Genomic DNA, 21,177 nt, shown 5'->3' on the forward strand with positions numbered 1-21,177 from the left:
TTGGCCGGTGTAACCGGCTTGACCAGCACCCCGTCGAGCCCCGCATCAAAACAACGCTCAAGGTGCTCGTTATCGCTGAAGCCCGCGACAGCTACAAGCGGACAATGGGCACGCTGCAACACCTGCTCCAACTCACGAAAGGCGCCCGCCAGCGGCTCGATTTCACTGTTTGGCAAGTCGCAATCGATCAATACCATATCGACCCGTCGCACATTGAATAGCGTCAACCCTTGGGCGCCATCAACCGCCAGCAACACCCTACAACCCAGCGCTTGCAGGTGTGCAGGCAGTGTCTGTTGGCCGGTCACAGGCGCCTGCACCACCAACACGTGTACACCGTTACCCTCCACTTGGGCCTGCGCCGCTTCAGCCTGGGGTATATCCAGGGTCTTGGCCCACTCGACAGACAGTTTGACTTCAACCTCAGTACCCACGCCTTGGGTGCTGTTGAGGGTCAGCTCACCCGACATCAGCCTCACGAGGCGACGGCAAATCACCAGGCCAAGCCCGCTACCACCGGTACGTTTGTAAGAGTGCTTGGCCCGTGCATAGGGCCGAAACAGGCTGGCCTGCGCCTGCTGTGACAAGCCAATGCCGCTGTCGATGATGCGGATCAGCACGTGCGGCACAGGAACCTCTGGCCATTCAACCACCTTGAGCTGCACCTCCACCCCGCCTACCTCAGTGAACTTGACCGCATTGGAGATCAGGTTGCGCAGCACCTGACTCAAGCGCATGCCCTCCAGCATCAAGGGGCCGCTGGGGCGTTCACCACTCAATGTCAGCAACAGGCCTTTTTCTTCGGCGCCGGCGCGATACTCCTCCACCACCTGCTGGACTAAGGCCCAGAGGTCCACAGGCTCCAGGGTCAGGGTCAGTTCCCCGGCCTCCATCCTGGAAATGTCCAGCACGTCATCCACCAGCCGCAGCAAGGTATTGGCGCCGCTGTTGGCCAATTGAGTGAAGTGGCGCTGCTGTTCGTCCAGCGGTGTGTGCTCCAACAACTCGATAGCCGCCAGCACCGCGTTCATCGGCGAACGCACTTCATGGCTGACCACCGCCAAAAACATCGCCTTTTCCCGCTCGCTCTGCACGGCCTGGCGGCGCTGACGACGGCTTTGCCAGGCGAACGCGATCAACAGCAGCACCACCGACAGCAACAGCCACAACTCACCCTGGAAATGCTCGGCGATGTCCTTGATCGTCGGAATGTCCAGGTTCATGTCATCGAACCAGGCGTCATAGATCGCTTTGCGCTCATCGTTGCTGATGGACCCCAGCACTTTTTCCAGGATCGACAACAGGATCGCGTCGCTGTCACGCACCGCCATGCTCACGCCGGTGTGCAATTGCGGCACCACCCCGGATACTTGCAACACCCCCTGATACTGCCGGGAAAGATAGGGGATCAGTAACCATTCAGAGGCGATGGCGGCATCCGCCCGACCGTCCTTGACCATCGCCATGATGTCGACAGCGTTCTGGCCGGAGATCACCGTTATGCCGGGGACTTTCTGCTGCAAAAACGCCTGATACCCCTCGCGCCCCAACATCACCAGGCGTTTGCCGGCAAGTTGTTCCAGGTCCACGAATGGCTGTTGGCCAAAGCGGCTGACGAGGATGGTGGAACTGGTGTTGTAGGGCGTCGTATAGCGCATGCCCAGGTCCTTGACCGGATCGTCGTCGCGGCGCCGGGTTGGCAAGATATCCACCTCGCCGCTGATCAGCATGTCCTTGCGGGCGCTACGATTGCCGGTGACCACCGACTGAAAATGCAGGCCCGTACGCGCCGCAATCAAACCCAGGTACTTGGCCGATAGCCCACGCAACTGGCCGTCGCTGATGTACTCGAAGGGCAGCAGGTTGTCGAACACACCGACACGCAGCACGGGGTTGGCGGCGATCCAGTCACGCTCTTGCTGGGTCAAGGTCATCGACGGCGGGTCGGCCTGCGCATCGGCCAGGCCCGCGCTTGCCAGCAGCAACCACCCCAGCAGCAGGCGCAACCGTACAACCTTCATTGTTGCGTCATCGGCGGCGGCGCGACCATGGCCAGCATGTCCAGCGGGGTCTCCTCGCTCACGGCACGCCAGTGCTGAACCAACGCCTGAAGCGTGTGCACGTAAACCGGGTTGCCCCAGCCCTCCTCTGCCCGCAACAGGTTCTCCATGTGCGCGGCCGCCTGGGCCAGGGCCGGCCATTCGATGATCAGTGCCGCGCCGTGTAACCGATGGGCAACATGGATGGCCGAAGGGCGATCACAGAGCGCCATCGCCCTGAGCAGGCTCCCCAGGTCGGCCGCCATCTCACGGTTGATAGCGGCCTGATCAAGTGTCGGGGCCATCAAGCTGGCACGCGGTGCCGCCAACGTGACGCCGCACCACTGCTCGATCACGTCACTCAACTGCCCCAGACGTATGGGCTTGCTCAACGCCCCATCCATGCCCGCCGCCAGGCAGCGTTGAAGGTGCTGCTCGCCGGTCAAGGCGGAAATGGCAATGATCGGGCAGCGCGCTCGCCCCCATTGCTGTTCGAGCGCCCGCAGTTCGCAGACCAGGCTGTAGCCGTCCTGATCCGGCAGGTCGCAGTCCATCAATACCAACGCGTAAGCGCGCTCAGCGAACCGCACGCGGGCCTGGGCCGCATCGGCGGCAATCACTGGCACACAACCAAACCCGCTGATTTGCGCCCGCAGCACTTCCTGGTTGGCCAGGGTGTCTTCCACCACCAGCAGCTGCAAACCATCGGTGACATGCAAAGGCATTGGGGCTGGGGCTCGCGTCGGTTCAGCGGCCTCAGGGGCAAGGGTTGCGGGCAAGTACAGGTTGATACACGTCCCCACTCCCGGCTCGCTGCGCAGGGTCAGCGAGCCTTGCATCAAATCGACCAATTGCCGACATATCATCAGCCCCAGGCCGCTGCCTCCCGCACGCTTGTAGGACTGACTCGCCTGGGCATAAGGCCGGAACAAAGAGGCCTGCACCGCTTCGCCCATACCGATGCCGGTGTCGCGGACTTCAACCTGCAACTGATGCTTACCGTCCAGCAAGTCTTCCAGGCGCAGGGTGATGTCAACAGCGCCGGTATCGGTGAACTTGATGGCGTTAGACAACAGGTTATGAAACACCTGCGTCAGCCGCGAACGGTCAAGCCAAAACGACGGCAGGGGTGTCTGCACGCTCACATTCAGACTCAAGTGTTTTTCCCCCGCACGCAGGCGATGCAAGCCCACTACGCCATGCACCAGCGCGATGACATCCGTCGCCTCAAGTGTCAGACGTAACGCCTTGGCCCCTGAATCCGGCCGGTGCAGCACATCATCGAGCAAGCGCACCAGCATATTGGCGCCGCTGTTGGCCAAGTGCGCGAAGTGGCGCTGCTGGTCATTGAGTCGGGTGTGCCACAGCAGCTCCATGGCCGCCAGCACGGCGTTCATTGGCGAGCGTATTTCGTGACCCATCACCGCCAGGAACATGGTTTTTTCCTGCTCGTTCCGCTCGGCCTGCCGCTGCTGGCGGTAACCGCGATAGACCAGCACACACAAGCCAATCAACGCCAACATGCCCAGGATCAAAAGATGCAAGTAATGGCTGGCGATGTCCCACAGGGTCGGCGCATCTACCTCCAGGTCCCGGTACCAATGCTCGTACATCGCATTCTGTTGTGAGGGGCTGATCGAGCCTAGGGCTTTGCCAATGATCGAGGCCAGCATGGCGTTATCGGTGCGCACCGCCATGTTCACATCCAACATGCTGCTGCCCACCACGCCAGAAATTTCCAGCACGCCCTGAAACTGTCGATACAAATAGGGCATCAAGAAGGCTTCGGAGGCCACGACTGCATCGGCACCACCGTCCCGGAGGGTGTTCAGCATGGCCAAGGCCTGGGGGCTTTTGATCAGAGTGGCTCGGGGTGCCCTTTTTCTGAGCAACTGCTCGTAATACTCCACATCGGGGATCACGACCGTTTTATCTTGTAGCTGGTCAAGGTCAAAAATATCGGCGTCGTCGACACGGGTCACGATGATCGGCACGGTAGTGTCGTAGACCAGCGCGGTAAGATCCTCGATAGGCGGCTCGTCACGAAAGCGAAAGTGCGAAGACAGCAGGTCTACCTGGCCATCCAACAGCATGCGCTCACGTGCAGCCCGGGTCTTGACCGGCACATAGGTGAATTCAAGCCCCGTGGCATCGCGCACATATTGCAGGTACTGCACCGGCCGCCCTTGCAGCACGCCATTACTCATGTACTCGAAGGGGACCAGGTTTTCCATCACCCCCACTCGAAGGACCGGATGCTGCGCTATCCACAGCCGCTCCTGCTCCGTCAGCTCAACCGGCGCCGCACAGGCAAGCGCGGCATCCAGCATCAGCAACATGAATAAGAGGGCACCCGGTCGCCATCGCCTCATGGTGAGCCGATGATTTTATTGAGCTTGAACAGTTCATTGTTCGAGGTGACCCCCAATTTGCGAAACGCTGAGGTTTTCTGGGTGCTGATGGTCTTGATGCTGCGATTGAATTTTTCTGCGATTTCACTCACGGTCATGCCCGCCAGATAGCAGCGGATCACCTCCTGCTCACGGCTGGTCAGCTCGGCCTGGACCAGGGCATCCGAGGCTTCGCTGGGGTCTTTGCGCGTCTCGCTGGTGACGGTTTCCGCCAGGCGATACGTCATGTCGGTGCTCAGGTACACCGCGCCGGAGACCACCTTGCGAATGGCCTTGACCACTTGCGTCATGTCCTCGCCCTTGCCAACAAAGCCACGGGCACCGACCCGCATGGCCAGGGCCACGGTAGCCGGGTCATGATGGGCGGACAACACCAGGATCTGGCAACTGGGAAACTTGACCCGCAAGGCGCGGATCAGCGATACGCCATCCATCTCGTCGGGGCTCAGGGAGAAATCCAGCAGCAGCAGGTCAGCCGGAGCGCTGACCAGGCCGGCGAGCAAGTCGCGGCTTTTTTCATAAATGCCAACCACGTCAAAGTTGGCCTCGGCCGCCAAGGTGTTGGCGAGCCCATGCCGAACAACAGCGTGGTCGTCCAATAGAGCAATGCGTACAGGTTTCATCGTATTCGAACCCACTTGGCCCCGCTTAGGTGGCGCGGTCAAACAACAGGGACAGCTATTACGGCACTTCAAGGAGTATATGCAACAACCGCCAAAGGGCACGCCCGCCTACCGCTGTTTTTGCGCGCGTCGGCGTGGCCTGCGTTTAGCGTTAAACACTCTCGATGATGTGCTTGATCCGAAACAGCTCGTTGTTGGACATCACGCCCAACTTGCGAAAAGCCGAGGCCTTTTGCGAACTGATGGTCTTGATACTGCGGCTGAATTTTTCAGCAATTTCGGTGATGGTCATGCCCGACAGGTAACAGCGGATCACCTCTTGCTCCCGCGCAGACAAGCTGACAAAACGCATCGCGTCATCGCGTGATTGCTCCTCACCGTCATAGTTGACCGCCGTGGCTTCGGCCACCCGATAGGCCATGTCAGCACTCAGGTAGACAGCGCCCGAGGCCACCAGCCGCACTGCGCTGATCAATTGGCTCATGTCTTCACCCTTGCCGATAAACCCACGGGCACCGACGCGCAGGGCAAGAATCACCGTGGCCGCGTCATGGTGAGTGGAAAACACCAGGATTCGGCAGCCCGGGTACTTTACCCGCAGAGCACGGATCAGCAGGATGCCATCCAGCTCATGAGGGCCGAGCACAAAATCGAGCAACAACACCTCGGCCGGGTGTGTCAGCAGGCCGGCCATCAACTCACGACTGCGAGCGTAGACCCCCACCACTTCAAAATCAGGTTCCTGTACCAACCGATTGACCAAACCATGCCGCACGATTGCATGATCATCCAGCAAAGCAATTTGTAGGCGTTTCATAAATGACGGAACACTCTGTATAGCGTGCAAAAAAATGGACAACAGCGCTGCCTCACTCTGAATAAGTTAAGGTCCTCTCAGACTCATCCATTTCATCAATTACATCCGTGCAACTGAACATCACACGCCACACGCTCACTCCCTATAACTTAACGCGCACAGGCTCACCATCGCAGTTAAAAAATGCGCCAATTCTTCACAATAACAACGGTATAAAACTTAATAGATCTGCGAAAAACTTAATATAAGAAAACTCCTAAAAACCAAGAGCTGACCTACACACATCAAGTTCCAATACTTACCTGCCCGCCAAACTTTACAGCCTCAGCCGTTCTTTTCCCGCTCAATCACAAAGTTCAAGAAGGCGTCTATTTCCATCGGGCGCGCCAGCGCATAGCCCTGCCCTACCCGGCAACCCAGGCGGTGCAGCAGGGGGATCGTGGACTCGTCCTCGATCCCCTCCGCCACCAGGCTCAGGTTAAGCAGACCTGCCCAGTTCACAATGCCTGCGATCACCTTGCGTGACGAGGCGTGCTGCTCGACACCGCGCACAAACGAGCCGTCGATTTTCATTTCATCAAACGACAGGTTCGCCAACAGCTTGAAAGTGGCTGCGCCGCTGCCGAAGTCATCCAGCGAAACCTGAAAACCCTTGGCGCGAATAGTCGTCAATGACGCCGAAAGATGCAGCTCATCCGGCTCCTGCACATCTTCGGTCAGTTCGACTTTCAGCAAGCGGCTCGGCAGATCTGCCTGGCGCATGCGCAAGGCCAGGCGCTCGGCAAAATTGGGGGTGCACAGGGTCTTGGCCGACGCATTCACCGCGATAGGGATCGTAATGTTTTCGCGCTTTAACGCTAGCATCACGCGCAGAGTCCACATCTCCACCAGGCTGAACAGCAACAGGTCCAGGCCGAGACGGTTGACCAGCGGCATCAACACCGCAGGCGGAATTTCACCAAAGCGCGGGTGCTTCCAGCGCACCAACGCCTCAGCGCCGACGATGCGCCGGCTCAGCAACTCGAACTGTGGCTGAAAGACAAAGCGCAATCCCTCGCCGGTGGTCAGGGCGTTGATGACTTCATCCTCAGCCAGCGACTCAAACGTCATGGCCTGCAGCTTGGGGTCCGGTTGAGCGAGGGTCAGCAGCACCGTGCGCAAGGCATCGCCCAGCTCCAGCGGGCCACCGTCACGCAAGATCTGCACGCTGATTCCCGCCGACTGCGCCAGGCGCGAATGGGATTCCAGTGCGCTGATGGCTACGCCGCCCATGTGCTTGACCCACAACTGCTTAGCGGGCGCTTCGCACGCCGGTGTAACTGTTGCTTCGATCAAATTTTCCTGCACATTCAGGGTGGTTTCGCCGGTCCAGAAAATACTCGGAAACTGCATTAACGTACCCGCGTCATGCAGTGCTTTGAGCACACTTGGCAACATCAAGCCATCGCCACACTCGGAGCGGATTTCGCACACGATGATGTCCACGCGGTGCGCGCTTAACCACGCCTGCAGCGCCTCCAGCGAGGCGACCGTGGCCAGCGGCGTGACCCCCATGCCACCCAACGCAGAGGCGAGGCGCAAGACACACGCAGGGTCGGTTGCCAACGTGATCACGCGCAGGGCGCTGAACTCGTTAGGCACGGCGGCATTTAAGATCATGACAAAGAATTTCCCGAGATTGTTTCAGCGAAAAAGCTTATCAGTGCCTAAAAAGAAGCAAATAGGAATGGGACTAAAAGCATAAAACTGAGGCGGTGGCGGGTCCCGCGAAAAGCGTGCAATAGCTCACATCAGGATTAATTGGATTCCAGCAACGGTCTGCCCGAGCGCTGTTTTATTTGCACATCCACCCGATCCATGACGCGCGCCAGAATCGATCGGTCCGGAACACCGGAGGCAATAAAGCCGCAGCGTTGCGCCGTGACTGGATTATCGGGAAACGCTTGCAGGGTCACGCCCTGATAAATCAATGAGTGTCTGACACACGCGTACTCCTCAAGCATTTGCTTAAACTGTGCGCCCGCCGCGTGCACGGTTTCTTCATTGATCACCAACAGATCAAATACATCCCTTGCGTTATCCAATAACGTAATCAACACCTTGAGGGAATCGACAGGCACAACGCGGTGGTATCCCAAATGGCCAAGGTCTTTTTCAATACTCATTCGCCGGGTGGCATCGCTATCTACCAACGCGATCCGCAAACGTGGATTGGACATAAAAGCCCTCCTGATTGACATCAAATATTGCTGCGCGAGTTCAACTGGGTCGCCAGCCAGGCCAACGCGCGCGCAGCGTTCATGGGACGAGCACAGAGATAGCCCTGGGCCTCGTTGCATCCCAGCTTCAGTAATCCCTGGCGCTGGTTTTCGTTCTCGACGCCCTCCACCACCACTCGCATGCCCAGTGCCTCGCCCAGTGCCAATGTGCTACTGACCACGGCACGGTTGCGCGCACTGCTTTGAAGATCGCGGGTAAATGCGGCGTCCAGTTTGATTTCGGTAAACGGCAACTGGCACAGGCGCTCCAGCGAGGAATAGCCGGTGCCGAAGTCATCAATCGACAGGCCGGCACCCATCATGCGCAGTCGTATCAGGGTGTCGAGCACGGCGGGAGAAACTTCCAGCAGGCCGCATTCAGTGATTTCAAACGTCAGACGACACGCAGCAATGGCGTGGGATTGGAGTGAATCGCAAAGACGCGGCAATAATGAGCCACGACCGAGCTGGTCGGACTCCAGGTTGAATGCCAGCGATAAGACCTGCTGCTGCTCTGCCGACTGCTGCAAGAACTCAAGGCCTTGTTGCAACAGCGCGAAGAACAGTTCATCCAATGCGCCAACTTGAGCGAGCAGCGGCAAAAAATCTGCCGGATACAACAGGCCGTACTGTGGATGTTGCCAACGCGCCAGCACTTCAAAACCGCGCACGTGCCCCGTGCTCAAATTGAACTTGGGCTGGAAGAACGCCTTGAACTCATGCCTTGAAAAACCCCCAGCCACGCAGGCCTTGCTCAAGAACCCAGACCGGCTGCTTCGGCGCGCCTGCTTTGTCGGCGCGCCAATCCTCTCCAAGTAGCGGCTGAGCATAGGCGCAATGGCGCTTGCTGGCACCGGGAAGTCCACATAACCCAATACACTGATGCCCAACAGGCCTGCCATGCGATCAATTGCATCGTGCAGGTCCGTGCCATGGGCGCTGAACATAATGAGCGCTTTAGCCAAGTGGCCACGGCCGAGCACTTCGATGGCCCTCAAGCCGTGTGCGCCCTCGTCCTTCAAGTTGCACAAGGCGATATCGACAGGCCCGGTACGCTCGAGCAACTCAACGGCCGCCACGACATCGGCAACGGCGGCCACCTCTTCACACCCGACCTCCCGGAACACCTGGGTGGCAACAAGCCGCTTGAACGGGTGTTCTTCGATGACCAGAACACGAATAGGTAGGAAGGACATGGCAGAGCACACATAAGTGGGGATGTGCGAATTATCGGCAGACCTTCAGCCGGCGTATTTAGGAACGCTCCTAGAAAGGGCCAGAAATATGTAAGGTAGAACATCTGCCCCAGCAGCCATTACCTTGCCAGTATTTACGCCAACTGATTCTGAGCTAGCCTTAACGCGCTGAGTCCTTTATGCGGTGAACTCATGGATACGCTAACGAAAGCCGAAATCGAAACGGCCCTGTCCGCTCGCCTTCCCAAGTGCGCGGTCAAGTGCGCACTCAACGCGGACGGCAGCCTTTCAGTCACTGTAACGGCGCACGGTATGGACCAATTCACCATCGCCAACATCAACCGCGCCCACTACCACGGTGTTTCGGGGATCAACCGGCTTGTGCGGGAAATACGTGAAGAAATGGTCATCGCCAGACAGTCTTTCTGGCTGTCATCGGTGGGGTAACAGATATGCCAGACGCTACTGACGCAACGCTGCAACCGGTCAACATTCAATACCTGCATGACACGCTGTTCGGTGTGAACACGCTCGCCAGCGAATGCATGGGGCAACTTGTGCGCACTGCGCCCGGCGTGCAGTTGCGGCTTGCACCGCCATGGCCAAAGCTATTGCCGAAGGCCCACTGGATTAGCTTTGAATGGAATGGTCAGGCCTATCGTGGCGTGGTGCAGGAGGCTGAATCCTTGACCAACGGCGACTTGCTGATGGACATCGAACCGCAGCCGTAAACGCGCACACTTGGCAGCATTAGGCGCGTTCACCGACCATCGCCCGTTGGTGAAAATGCGGCAGCCATTTCAATGCATGAAGAGACGCGGCCAACTGCACCTGCTCACGAGAACCCATAAAGCGTTCCTTGCGACTGAACACACTCAGTGCCCCGCCGTTTCGATAGGCCCAGGCAAAACAGACAGTGCCTGGGGGAATGCCATCAATTCCATCCGGCCCCAGCAGGCCAGTGGTGGCGACCGCCACATCAGCGGGGCTGTCGCGCAGCGCGCCTTGGGCCATTTCCTGGGCGACCTCACAGCTGGTGAGATTGAAGGTATCGATGGTATAGCGACGCACGTTCAACAGCCGCTGTTTCGCTTCTGGCGAATACACCACGTACCCGCTTTCGATCCACGAGCCACTGCCGTCGACCTGCGAAAGCAAGGTGATGATCTTGCCTGCGGTACACGACTCGGCCGTCGTGATGACCAACTGATGGTGCTTGAGGTATTCAACGATAGAAGCAGCGACCGACATGCTGAGTGCTCCTGCGCAAGAGGGATTTGCTCATTGATTTTTGTCAAAAAAAACGATTTGTAAAAAAGAATTTCGAAATTCTGCTGGGGTCTACAGAGGAACATCCCCCAGGAGACAGCACCATGAAGTTCGCGAAATTCTGCCAAAAACTCTCCAACCAGGCGGGCAGCTCAAAAACCTTTCTGACAGCCGTCAGCTTGATTGCTGTTTGGGCGCTCACCGGGCCTTACTTTCATTACAACGACACCTGGCAGTTAATCATCAATACCTCCACCACCATCATCACCTTCCTGATGGTGTTCCTGATCCAGAATACCCAGAACCGTGACAACGATATTCTTCATCTGAAACTGGACGAGCTGATTCGTGCCACTAAAGAAGCTCACAATGCGGCGTTAAGCCTGGATAAGCTTGGGTCGCGTGAGTTGCAAAAATTGCGCGAGCAATACAGCAAGCTGGGGCAACCCAATGCGGCCGATGAAATCAGGCAGGAGACAGATTCTCCAAGCGGCCCAATCTGAGCCCCACGCCGGTCAGCGTACCTTGCACCGTCTATCAGGTTGCAAGGTACTCGGCCAATGTCGCGGCACAGGCCTGCACCGCCCCATCCACAATCAATTCATAACCATGGGTATTTTCCGTTGGAATGGCCAGGCAGCCGGCGCGGGCGCAGGTCCCGTTACTCATGACCGCACTGGCATCCGAAGCGAAATCCACCAACAGCGCATATTGGGGGCTGTAGCCGCAGCGCTCTGCGGCAGCCGCCAGGTCGTTGACCACCCCCCGGGTGTAATAGCCTTTCTGGTCCCCCGTATTGATGATCGGGTCGACGGCCAGGCGCGTGCCGTATTCCTGCATGACCGGCCCCACCTCCACCGCGATGGTGGTGTCGCCGGGTAGCGTCGACGCGGCATACATTGCCCCGGCATTGCACTCCTCTTCGAGGGTGGTGAATACCAGATAGACATCCCTGGCCAACGCCTCCCGGCGCGAAGCCAGCAGCTGGGCTGTATGCAGAACGGCAGCAATCGGGGCGCGGTCATCCAGAAAATGCGCGGCAATGGCATCGCCCACTTGGAAGGGCTCACGCCAATGCCGGCTCAGCACCACACGGCTTCCTGGCCGAATGCCGTGCTCGCCTAATGCCTGGGCAGTGCATCGCGTGATCACATGAACGTCGTTCCAGTGCACATCGCCCGAGAGCACATCAGCCCCTTGTGCCGTATTACTGGTGGCGTGCATCGAGCCAAAGGACAGCACGCCAGGAAGGATGCGTGCGTCCCCCAGGATATCCACCGGGCACACGCCAAAGTTGACCGGGTTGGCCCCACCCAGCGCCGTCACCCGCAACGTGCCATCCGCCTCGACGCGTTTAACCACCATGGCGATTTCATCCATATGTGCCATGACTTTAACCGCACCGGCAGGCTCGGCATCGCTGTGCTTGCCCTTGATCAAACCCACCACATTACCCGCCTGATCGACCCAGGCCTCATCGCACAACGGCGTCAGGCTTTCCAGGCAAATGGCGCGCACCTCGTCTTCCTGACCGCCCGGCCCGCGTGCCCGGAGCAATTGGGTAAGCAGCGTCGACGCTGGATTTTCAGTCTTGTGCATGGGATGAACACCTCACTGGCAGGTAAGCAATTGCGCTGTCAGCGCCTCTATAAAAAACGACCTGATGAATGAGTGAGTGTTCAACTCAAAGCATTTTGAACGCCCCGTACGCGCGTCTTTCCAACGAGAACAGGATCAAACCTGGCTTTGATCATCGCGCATGAACACACCGGCAACAGGAGGCAGCCGACCATGACTGACAACCCCATCCATCAAGTGACCCAATCCCTGGCCGCAGCAGTGACGCTGGCCCTGCTCAGCGCCTGCGCTGGCAACAACTCACCCTCGAATGTCGAGGCCCCCGGAAAACCCACAACACCCTCGACCCGAACACTGGAAGCCGGCGCCGCCCTGCTTCAATCACGCCCGCCGATTGACGCACTGAACGCCTACCTGGACGGCTTTCACTTCTACAACGGCCATCCCGATGTACAAATGGAAGCCCATCACTACTGCGCAATCCTCAATGAAGAGGTCATCCAGTGCGTGATCTACGACGGCAACCGCAAGGATGCGAAGTTGATGGGCGTGGAGTACATCATCAGCGAGGCGCAGTTCAACACGTTGCCCGCGCCTGAAAAGGCGCTGTGGCACAGCCATGTGCATGAAGTGAAGTCAGGGCAACTGGTCGCGCCGGGAATTCCTGAGGTGGCGGAACATGCGCTGATGGAGAAGCTGGTGCACACCTACGGCAAGACCTGGCACACCTGGCATACCGATCTGGATAAACGCCTCCCGTTAGGCGTGCCTCAGCTGATGATGGGCTTTACCGCCGACGGCCAGGCTGACCCGCGCATGGTCGCCGAGCGAGATAAACGCCTGGGCATCGACAGTGCCGACAAGAAAAAGACGCGCGCCGATATCCCCGCGCCGCCCATCGCCCCTGGGGCGGACGCGTGGCGCCAGGGCACGGTTATCCAGATCGCCGACCCGACCCTGAAGGCCCATCAACATTGACACCGCCATTCAGTCATTTGGATTGAACGATCATTTGCGGGCCTTTCTCTACCCAAGACCAGCCAAAGGAGGATGTCATGATGATTGATACCGCAACCGGAATGAGGCCTGGCGAGCGATACGCCGTGGAAAACCTGGAGCGCACACCGAACTTCAGCGGTTTTTTCCTGGACGGAAAGTACTACCTGGGCCCTGAACTGATGACGGCTGTCGGATGGCTTGAGGGCCAGACGTTTATTTATGATGAGCTCGACGCCACAGGCGAACCGGTGTTTCCCAACCGCGTCGCTGGCACCGTCGAAAACCTGACCCTGATACTGACTGACGGTACCCGCCTTCAACTGCACCCGGTGCCCGTCCACGTGCCCGAGGATTCGCCTGGCGTCATGCAGGCCAAGGGGAAACTGCACGGCAAGACCGTGGTGATCACCGGCGCCTCCAGTGGCATTGGTCGCGCGGCTGCTCACGCCTTTGCCGAGCAAAGTACCCGCTTGGTGTTGGCGGCCCGAGATGAAAAAGCCTTGGAAGAGGTCGTCGAGGAATGCGCTGCGCGTGGCGCCGAGGCCATCGCCGTTAAAACCGATGTAACCCAGGGCGACCAGATGCGCGCCCTTGCCGAACAAGCGGCGGCCTTCGGCAATGGCCGCATCGATATCTGGATCAACAACGCCGGAGTAGGCGCCGTCGGCAGTTTCGAGGACACGCCCCTGGAAGCCCACGAACAGGTGCTGCAAACCGACCTGCTCGGGTACCTGCGCGGCGCCCACGTGGTGTGGCCCTATTTCAAAGCCCAGCACCGCGGCACTCTGATCAACACCTTGTCGCTGGGCAGTTGGGTAGCCCAGCCCTATGCCGTCGCCTACTCCGCCAGTAAATACGGCCTGCGCGGCCTGACTGAGGCACTGCGCGGCGAGCTGACTGACTACCCGGATATTCATGTGTGCGACATCTATCCCGCCGTGATGGACACACCGGGCTTTCGCGATGGCGGCAATTTTACCGGCCACGAGTTGACGCCACCGCCACCGGTCTACGACCCACATAAAGTCGCGCAAGCGATGGTGGCCTGTGCGCTGCAACCGAGGGACAGCACCACGGTAGGCAGCGCTGCCACCGTGGCCCGCGTCGCGCATTTTTTGCTGCCTGGCTTTTCGCGGCTATCCGGCTGGCTTACCCGCCTCGGCCTGGAGCGCAGCCAGCGCGCCGCGACCTCTACGGGCAACCTCTACGCCCCGGCAAGCGGCGAACGTCGTGTCGAAGGCGGCTGGCGGCAAACCCACCGTACGCCCTATGGGATGGTTGCAATAGGCGCAGCGCTGCTAGTGGGCGGCGTTGTCGTTGCGCGCAAATATTCAGCTCGTCACAAATGAAAACGGGGCACATCCCGAATACCAGCCAGTCAAGCACAACTCCTCTGTGGGAGCGGGCTTGCTCGCGAAAGCGGTGGATCAGTCACATCAATGTTCGACGTCTTCGCGAGCAAGCCCGCTCCCACATTTGATCTTCGTTGTTCCCATTACATGAGGTAACCCAGCATGTCTTACGATTACCAAGGTACTGCCAGTGTCATCACTGCCTCGCGCCATCTTGGAACACCCTCAGATGAACGCCTTAACGAGCCCAAAAACATCCAAATGACCAGCAGCGGCAAGCCGACCATCGCGCGCCTGGACTTTGACACGCCAATGGATTGGCCTGGCAATCCCAACTTTATCACCGTCAATTTGCCCGACGGATCCTCCGTCAGCGGTGTCATCGCCGAACTGCAACGCCCGGCCGATGGGCCTGGATGGGTCACCTTTACGGTAGATGATTAGTCTTCATCCATGCCTTGCGCCCAGTCATCGAATTGTCGGACAACTTATTTGAATTATTTTTGACGTCAAATATCTGTAGTTCATGAGTATCAAGGAGGCCTCATGAAACACAACGACCTATTCACTATCGAGTACCAGCTGCATGGCGAGCCCAAGTCCTTCATCGTGCGCGCGCCGCGCATGGACAATGCCGAGGCTTGGCATTGGGCCAGTTGTGACGCTGGTGTGGCGGTCATCCCCAAATTTGGGCAACACACGTTCAAGCGTGTGTCCAAACCGATGGCGGAGAAATACGGCATTACCCAGGTGCGCTGGAGTGGCGCGGCACAGATTCAATGGGCGGAGGGCCTCAGAGGATGAACAGTCAGACTCTTGGTTATACAACTACAAACAGGCGGGACGACGAAGTCGTGCGAAATGCCGAGATGTTTTTCGAAGCGGATCGATTGGATGCGTTGGCGTACGAGATCATTGAGTCCTACAGCGGCGATGCTCAGACGTGGGCGCGCTTTACCGAGGCGAAGAAACGTGCGGATGCGCAGCGTACGGTGGCCTATCGAGAGTGGATGCGAATTCATCGTTCCAAGCGCAAATAACGTCAGCCTGTGGGAGCTGGCTTGCCTGCGATAGCGGCCTGACAACCAATCAGGATGTCAGGCCGAGTGTATATCCCCTCGCGTTCACGCCCCTGACTCAGGGTCTGTTGAAGGCCCTCCAGGAGCGACACCGCCTTGCCTCTGTGCCTGTTGCCCGCCTGCCGGTGCCTGCGACTTATCGTTTCGCTTAGCCGCCGGCGGGCGCACCTTGCGCTCAGAAGGATTCGGTTCGTGGTGCTTCGAGGCTTCGCTCATACTGCCCTCCTCAATCACTGATCAAAGTATCGGCTTGCCACCCGTCACGCCGTAGCGTTCGCCGGAGATGTAGCTGCCTTCATCCGACGCCAGCAGCACGTAGATCGGTGCCACTTCCACTGGCTGGCCTGGGCGTCCCAATGGGGTGTTGCCGCCAAAGTTTTTCACCATGTCCGGCGTCATCGTCGAGACGATCAACGGCGTCCAGATAGGCCCGGGGGCCACGCTGTTGACGCGAATCCCGCGCTCGCCGAGCATCTGCGCCAGGCCGGCGGTGAAGTTGGCAATCGCGCCTTTGGTGGCTGCATAGGGCAACAGGCTGGGGTTGGGCATATCGGAGTTGACCGAGCTGGTGTTGATGATCGAACTGCCCTCGGCCATATGAGGCAGCGCGGCCTTGCAGATGCGAAACATCGCGGTGATGTTGACGTTGAAGGTTTTCACCCAGTCCTCGTCGGGGATGTCTTCCAGCGATTGATAGGTCATCTGGAACGCTGCGTTGTTGACCAGCACATCGATGCGGCCGAACTTCTCCACGGTGTCGTTGACGATGGCCGTGCACTGCGCCGCATCGCCCAGGTCGCCGGGCAGTAACAGGCATTGACGACCCGCCGCCTCGACCCAGCGTGCGGTCTCCTTGGCGTCTTCATGTTCATCCAGATACGACACCGCCACGTCCGCGCCTTCACGTGCGAAGGCAATGGCCACGGCCCGTCCGATGCCGCTGTCGGCCCCGGTGACCAAGGCGATTTTATTGGCGAGCCGGCCCGAGCCTTGGTATGACTGCTCACCGCAATCGGGCATCGGGTCCATCTTGCGCTGCTCACCGGGTACGGGCTGTTGCTGGGCGTTGAAGGGTGGTTTTGGGTAGCTGTTCATCAGAACGTCTCCTGGGTGGGTTTCTCTTTGCGAGGGTTCGCCAGGAAGCGAAGTTCAGACGGATTTTCAGAAAATCGGATAACCGTGCAACCGCGATGGCCACTCGTCAGTTTGATTAAACCTTCCGCAGGTTGCGTGCCTCAACCGGCAGTAAGTGGTCCGTCGAATGACCGGGGGGCTTCAAGGCTTTTTTTGTTGGCAGCAGGTTTTCAGCTATATTTCACTGTCGGTTCAGCCCTCGCCCTCGTTGTTCAAGTTCTTCCCTCTACACCCGTCTTCCTGTGCGCCGTTATCCAAGGTTGGTATTTATGAAGTCTGCCCCCCCGCGGTCCCCCAACGTTCCGCAACGCAAAGATCTGACCCCCAGCAACTTGAATTTCCCGGTGGTGGGTATTGGCGCGTCGGCGGGCGGGCTGCAAGCCGTGAAAGCGTTCTTCGAGCACATGCCCAGAGACTGCGGCATGGCCTTTGTGGTGATCCTGCATCTTTCGCCCGACCATCAAAGTGTGGCGGGCAAGATCATTCAGGAAACGACCCGCATGCCGGTGTCGCAGGTCAATGACGCCACGCCCATCGAAAAGAATCACGTGTACGTCATCTCGCCAGCACAGCTCTTGAAGATGAATGATGGCTACCTCGCGGTCTCACCTTCCGTGCGCGAAGGTGGACCGCACATTGCCATCGACCTGTTTTTTCGCGACCTGGCAGACACCCATAAAGAACGCGCGTTTTGCCTGATCCTGTCTGGTACCGGCTCAGACGGTGCGGTGGGGCTGTCGCGGATCAAAGAGCAAGGCGGTATCACCCTGGTACAGGCGCCGGAAGACGCCGAGTACGATGGCATGCCGCTGGCGGCCATCGAAACCCAGATGGTCGACCTGGTGCTGCCGGTGGTGGAAATGCCGCAAAAGCTGCTGGAACTGTGGCGCAATGCCCAGTCGATTGTGCTGCCCACCGCCAACGATCCTGAGATCAAGACCATCCCACCCAGCTCCGAACGCGATGCCGCCGTGGCCGAGCAGCTGTTGCTGGATATTCTGATCCAGTTGCGCGCCAGTACCGGGCATGACTTCAAGCATTACAAACGCGCCACGGTGTTGCGTCGTATCGAGCGGCGCTTGCAGGTCACGGCTCAACCCGACCTGGCCACCTATTACAACTTCCTCCAGGCCAACCCGGACGAAACCAAGGCGTTGCTGGGCGACATGCTGATTGGCGTGACCAACTTCTTCCGCGACCGCGAGGCCTTCGAAGCCCTTGAGCGAGACGTGATCCCCAACCTGGTGAAGTCACTGGAAGACAGCGTGCCGCACCGTGAGGAGGTGCGTATCTGGTCGGCAGGATGCTCCACCGGCGAAGAGGCCTACAGCCTGGCGATGCTGGTGGCCGAGCAACTGGCGCTGGATGCCAGCGGCGCGAAGATGCAGGTGTTTGCCACCGATATTGACGAGCGCGCCATTACCCATGGCCGCAACGGCGTGTACCCCGAAGCGATCATCACCGACGTGCCGCCTCAACGATTGCGCCAGTACTTTGCCAAGGAGAAGAACCAGCACTACCGGGTGCGCAAGGAAATTCGCGAAAAGGTACTGTTCGCCAAACACAGCCTGTTGGCCGACCCACCGTTTTCGCAGATCGACCTGATCGTGTGCCGCAACCTGTTGATCTACCTGGATCGCGAAGTGCAACGCGACATCCTGCAAATGTTCCACTTCGCGTTGCGCCCCGGAGGCTACCTGTTCCTCGGCTCCTCGGAGTCGGCCGACGGCTGCCTGGACCTGTTTGTACCGGTGGACAAGCGCAACCGCATTTTCAGAGTGCGTGCCGGCTCGTCCGCCGTGCGTCGCGCCCCGACCATGCCGCGAGGCGGCTATCTGCGCCCGAGCGCCACGACGCTGGCGATTGAAACCAAGGCGCCCAGCAAGGTCTCGTTCGCAGACATCCATCTGCGCGCCCTGGAAAAAGCCGCGCCGCCCAGCGTCATCGTGAATATGCAGGCCGATATCCTGCACATGAGCGAAGGCGCAGGTCGATTCCTGCGCTACGTGGCCGGCGAGGTGACGCACAACCTGCTGACGTTGGTACATCCCGATTTACGCCTCGATATCCGCACCACCTTGTTTCAGGTCCAGCAATCGAATAGCCCGGTGTCTTCGCGCAAGATCCGCATCCAACGCGAGCAAGGCCCCTTCCTGGTGGACATCAGCGCCCGCCCCTACCGCGATGAAGCGACCGAAAACGACTACGTGCTGGTGATCTTCCAGGAAACCGCCGTCGACCCACAGCTGCCCGACATCGACACCGTCAGCCAGGCCGAAAACGCGATCATGAGCAACCTGGAGCGCGAGCTGCAACGCACCAAGTTGCACCTGCAGGACACCATCGAACAGGCGGAAGTCTCCAGCGAGGAACTCAAGGCCTCCAACGAAGAAATGCAGGCGGTCAACGAAGAACTGCGCTCGGCCACCGAGGAGTTGGAAACCAGCAAGGAAGAGTTGCAGTCGATCAACGAAGAATTGCTGACCGTCAATTTCGAGCTCAAGACCAAGGTGGAAGAGACGGACAAGGTCAACGATTACCTGACCAACCTGATCGCGTCCACCGACATCGCCACGGTATTCGTCGACCGCAACATGCGCATTCGCTGGTTCACGCCACGGGCCACGGATATTTTCAGTATGTTGCCGGTGGACACCGGACGCTCATTGCTGGACATCACCCACCGCCTCAATTACCCGCAAATGACCGAAGACGCTACCACCGTGTTTGAGTCCCTGAGCATGATCGAGCGGGAAATCAGCAGCAACGACGACCGCTGGTACATTGCGCGGTTGCTGCCTTACCGCTCCAGTGAAGACCACATTGATGGCACCGTGCTGACCTTCATTGATATCACCAAGCGGCGTCAGGCCGAAGAGGAACTGCGCCTGGGCGAGGAGCGCATGCGTCTGGTTGCCGAGAGCACCCACGACTTTGCCATCATCATCCTCGATGACCACGGCGCCATCACCGACTGGAACACCGGTGCCGAACTGATCTTCGGCTACACCAAGGACGAGGTGCTGGGCGCTTACTACGACCTGATTTTCTCCCCGGAAGACCGCTCCGCTGGCGTGCCGGAGAGCGAACTGCGCACCGCCCGCGAACATGGGCGTGGCGAAGATGAACGCTGGCATGTGCGCAAGGATGGCAGCCGTTTCTATTGCAGTGGCGAGGTGACGCAGCTCAAGAGCGACAGCTTGCGCGGCTACGTCAAGATTGCCCGCGACCTTACCGGCCACAAACGCACCCAGGACGAACAGAATCAGCGCTTGAAGGAAACCCAGACCAAAAGCCATCTCAAGGATGAGTTCTTCGCGGTGATGTCCCACGAACTCAAGCATCCGTTGAACCTGATCCAGCTGAACGCCGAACTGTTGCGGCGCTTGCCAGCCACCAAGGTCGCGGGCCCGGCCATCAAGGCGGTCAATACCATCTGCGAAGCGGTGTCCAGCCAGGCGCGGATCATTGACGACCTGCTGGATGTCGCCCGGGTTCGCACGGGCAAACTGAAGCTGAAAAAGCAACCGATCGACCTGATTCGTACCCTCAAGGACATTCACAGCGTGGTGCTTGCCGACGGTCATCGTCGCCAGGTCAGCCTTCAGACACCTTCGGTGCCGGGCCCGTTGATCGTTGACGTAGACCCCACGCGCATCGAGCAAGTGATCTGGAACCTGGTCAACAACGCCCTGAAATTCACCCCCGAAGACGGCCAGGTGCAGTTGGTGGTCAGCCGCTCGGACGGGCGCGCGCAACTGGACGTCATCGACAGCGGCGCGGGCCTGGCCCAAGAAAGCCTGGAAGAAATCTTCGACATGTTCGGGCAAGCGGAAAACCAGCACCAGACTCACCAGCGCGAAGGCCTGGGGATTGGCTTGTCGTTGGTGCGGCAGCTGGTGGAGGCCCACGGCGGTTCGGTGAGCGTGCATTCGCGAGGGTTGGGCTTCGGTTGCACCTTTTCGATCTGGTTGCCGCTGTGCGAACAGCAGGATCATCTGCTGGATAGCGGCGCTACCCACAACGAAGATCAGCGCCTCAATGGCCTCAAGGTTTTACTGGTCGATGATTCAGCCGAAGTCCTTGAGGTGCTGAACATGCTGCTGGAAATGGAAGGCGCCCAAGTGAGCGCCTTCAGCGACCCGTTAAGCGCACTTGAAACAGCCCGGGATGCCCAGTACGACGTGATTATTTCGGACATCGGCATGCCTAAAATGAATGGCCATGAGCTGATGCAGAAGCTGCGCAAAGTAAGCCACCTTCGACAGGCTCCCGCCATCGCCTTAACGGGCTATGGCGCTGGCAATGACCAGAAAAAGGCGACTGAATCGGGCTTTAATGCGCATGTCAGCAAACCCGTGGGCCATGACTCGTTGATCTCCTTGATCGAAAAACTGTGCCGCTCACGCCGTTAGGGTTTGG

The 21,177-nt window shown here is 58.9% G+C and carries 19 protein-coding genes; 9 read left to right on the top strand and 10 right to left on the bottom strand.

Translation table 11 applies throughout. The annotated features are described in order from the left end of the window. The 7 genes from APH41_RS20835 to APH41_RS20865 form a co-directional block, all read right to left on the bottom strand. On the bottom strand, positions 1-2,021 hold a 2,021-nt coding region (locus APH41_RS20835), incomplete at its 3' end, for an ATP-binding protein (protein ID WP_054921157.1). After that, positions 2,018-4,378: an ATP-binding protein gene (locus APH41_RS20840; RefSeq protein WP_054921159.1), complete on the bottom strand. Its 2,361-nt coding sequence runs from the start codon at positions 4,376-4,378 to the stop codon at positions 2,018-2,020. The genes APH41_RS20840 and APH41_RS20835, both read right to left, overlap by 4 nt. A gap of 29 nt (positions 4,379-4,407) precedes the next feature. Next, the gene (locus APH41_RS20845; RefSeq protein ID WP_003190442.1) at positions 4,408-5,073 is read right to left on the bottom strand and encodes a response regulator transcription factor; all 666 of its coding nucleotides are present in this window, start codon (positions 5,071-5,073) and stop codon (positions 4,408-4,410) included. Between the two features lie 151 nt (positions 5,074-5,224). Further along, positions 5,225-5,890 carry a response regulator transcription factor gene (locus APH41_RS20850; protein WP_032892352.1) on the bottom strand — a complete coding sequence of 222 codons (666 nt, stop codon included), beginning with the start codon at positions 5,888-5,890 and terminating at the stop codon, positions 5,225-5,227. A 324-nt stretch (positions 5,891-6,214) separates the two neighbouring features. Beyond that, positions 6,215-7,549, bottom strand: coding sequence for an EAL domain-containing protein (locus APH41_RS20855; RefSeq protein ID WP_054895709.1), 1,335 nt, complete (start codon positions 7,547-7,549; stop codon positions 6,215-6,217). A gap of 137 nt (positions 7,550-7,686) precedes the next feature. Continuing rightward, complete coding sequence (locus APH41_RS20860; RefSeq protein ID WP_032892354.1) at positions 7,687-8,109, bottom strand: hypothetical protein; 423 nt, start codon at positions 8,107-8,109, stop codon at positions 7,687-7,689. 20 nt (positions 8,110-8,129) lie between these two features. Further along, positions 8,130-9,344 (bottom strand): EAL domain-containing protein, encoded by a 1,215-nt coding sequence (locus APH41_RS20865; protein WP_054895710.1) that lies wholly within the window; start codon positions 9,342-9,344, stop codon positions 8,130-8,132. Between the two features lie 192 nt (positions 9,345-9,536). Here APH41_RS20865 and APH41_RS20870 point away from each other — a divergent pair, with 192 nt between their 5' ends. Both APH41_RS20870 and APH41_RS20875 read left to right on the top strand, forming a co-directional pair. Beyond that, positions 9,537-9,791: a hypothetical protein gene (locus tag APH41_RS20870; protein ID WP_014718023.1), complete on the top strand. Its 255-nt coding sequence runs from the start codon at positions 9,537-9,539 to the stop codon at positions 9,789-9,791. Positions 9,792-9,796: 5 nt separating this feature from the next. Beyond that, positions 9,797-10,075, top strand: coding sequence for a hypothetical protein (locus APH41_RS20875; RefSeq protein ID WP_020303212.1), 279 nt, complete (start codon positions 9,797-9,799; stop codon positions 10,073-10,075). 19 nt (positions 10,076-10,094) lie between these two features. Here the strand turns inward: APH41_RS20875 and APH41_RS20880 are convergent, their stop codons facing one another. Next, complete coding sequence (locus APH41_RS20880) at positions 10,095-10,595, bottom strand: CinA family protein (protein ID WP_054895711.1); 501 nt, start codon at positions 10,593-10,595, stop codon at positions 10,095-10,097. Positions 10,596-10,717: 122 nt separating this feature from the next. Between APH41_RS20880 and APH41_RS20885 the strand changes: the two genes are divergently transcribed. Next, entirely contained in the window at positions 10,718-11,116 is a 399-nt protein-coding gene (locus tag APH41_RS20885; protein WP_014718020.1) for a low affinity iron permease family protein, read from the top strand. Between the two features lie 34 nt (positions 11,117-11,150). Here APH41_RS20885 and APH41_RS20890 read toward each other — a convergent pair whose 3' ends face one another. After that, positions 11,151-12,212: a M28 family peptidase gene (locus tag APH41_RS20890; protein WP_054921162.1), complete on the bottom strand. Its 1,062-nt coding sequence runs from the start codon at positions 12,210-12,212 to the stop codon at positions 11,151-11,153. Between the two features lie 192 nt (positions 12,213-12,404). Here APH41_RS20890 and APH41_RS20895 point away from each other — a divergent pair, with 192 nt between their 5' ends. From APH41_RS20895 to APH41_RS20915, 5 genes are all read left to right on the top strand, one after another. Then, entirely contained in the window at positions 12,405-13,169 is a 765-nt protein-coding gene (locus APH41_RS20895; protein ID WP_054921164.1) for an OBAP family protein, read from the top strand. Positions 13,170-13,249: 80 nt separating this feature from the next. Beyond that, positions 13,250-14,539, top strand: coding sequence for an SDR family oxidoreductase (locus tag APH41_RS20900; RefSeq protein WP_054921283.1), 1,290 nt, complete (start codon positions 13,250-13,252; stop codon positions 14,537-14,539). 165 nt (positions 14,540-14,704) lie between these two features. After that, positions 14,705-14,986, top strand: a complete 282-nt coding sequence (locus tag APH41_RS20905; protein ID WP_054921166.1) for a hypothetical protein — start codon at positions 14,705-14,707, stop codon at positions 14,984-14,986. Between the two features lie 102 nt (positions 14,987-15,088). Further along, entirely contained in the window at positions 15,089-15,346 is a 258-nt protein-coding gene (locus tag APH41_RS20910; RefSeq protein ID WP_003190423.1) for a DUF6555 family protein, read from the top strand. Continuing rightward, positions 15,343-15,582 (top strand): hypothetical protein, encoded by a 240-nt coding sequence (locus tag APH41_RS20915; protein ID WP_054921168.1) that lies wholly within the window; start codon positions 15,343-15,345, stop codon positions 15,580-15,582. Before APH41_RS20910 ends, APH41_RS20915 begins: the two co-directional genes overlap by 4 nt. Positions 15,583-15,858: 276 nt before the next feature. Here APH41_RS20915 and APH41_RS20920 read toward each other — a convergent pair whose 3' ends face one another. Beyond that, the gene (locus APH41_RS20920) at positions 15,859-16,716 is read right to left on the bottom strand and encodes an SDR family oxidoreductase (RefSeq protein WP_014718015.1); all 858 of its coding nucleotides are present in this window, start codon (positions 16,714-16,716) and stop codon (positions 15,859-15,861) included. A 308-nt stretch (positions 16,717-17,024) separates the two neighbouring features. Here APH41_RS20920 and APH41_RS20925 point away from each other — a divergent pair, with 308 nt between their 5' ends. Then, positions 17,025-21,170, top strand: a complete 4,146-nt coding sequence (locus APH41_RS20925; protein ID WP_054921170.1) for a CheR family methyltransferase — start codon at positions 17,025-17,027, stop codon at positions 21,168-21,170. Positions 21,171-21,177 lie beyond the last annotated feature (7 nt).

Source organism: Pseudomonas sp. NBRC 111138, assembly GCF_001320835.1.
GTDB classification, from domain to species: Bacteria; Pseudomonadota; Gammaproteobacteria; order Pseudomonadales; family Pseudomonadaceae; genus Aquipseudomonas; species Aquipseudomonas paracarnis.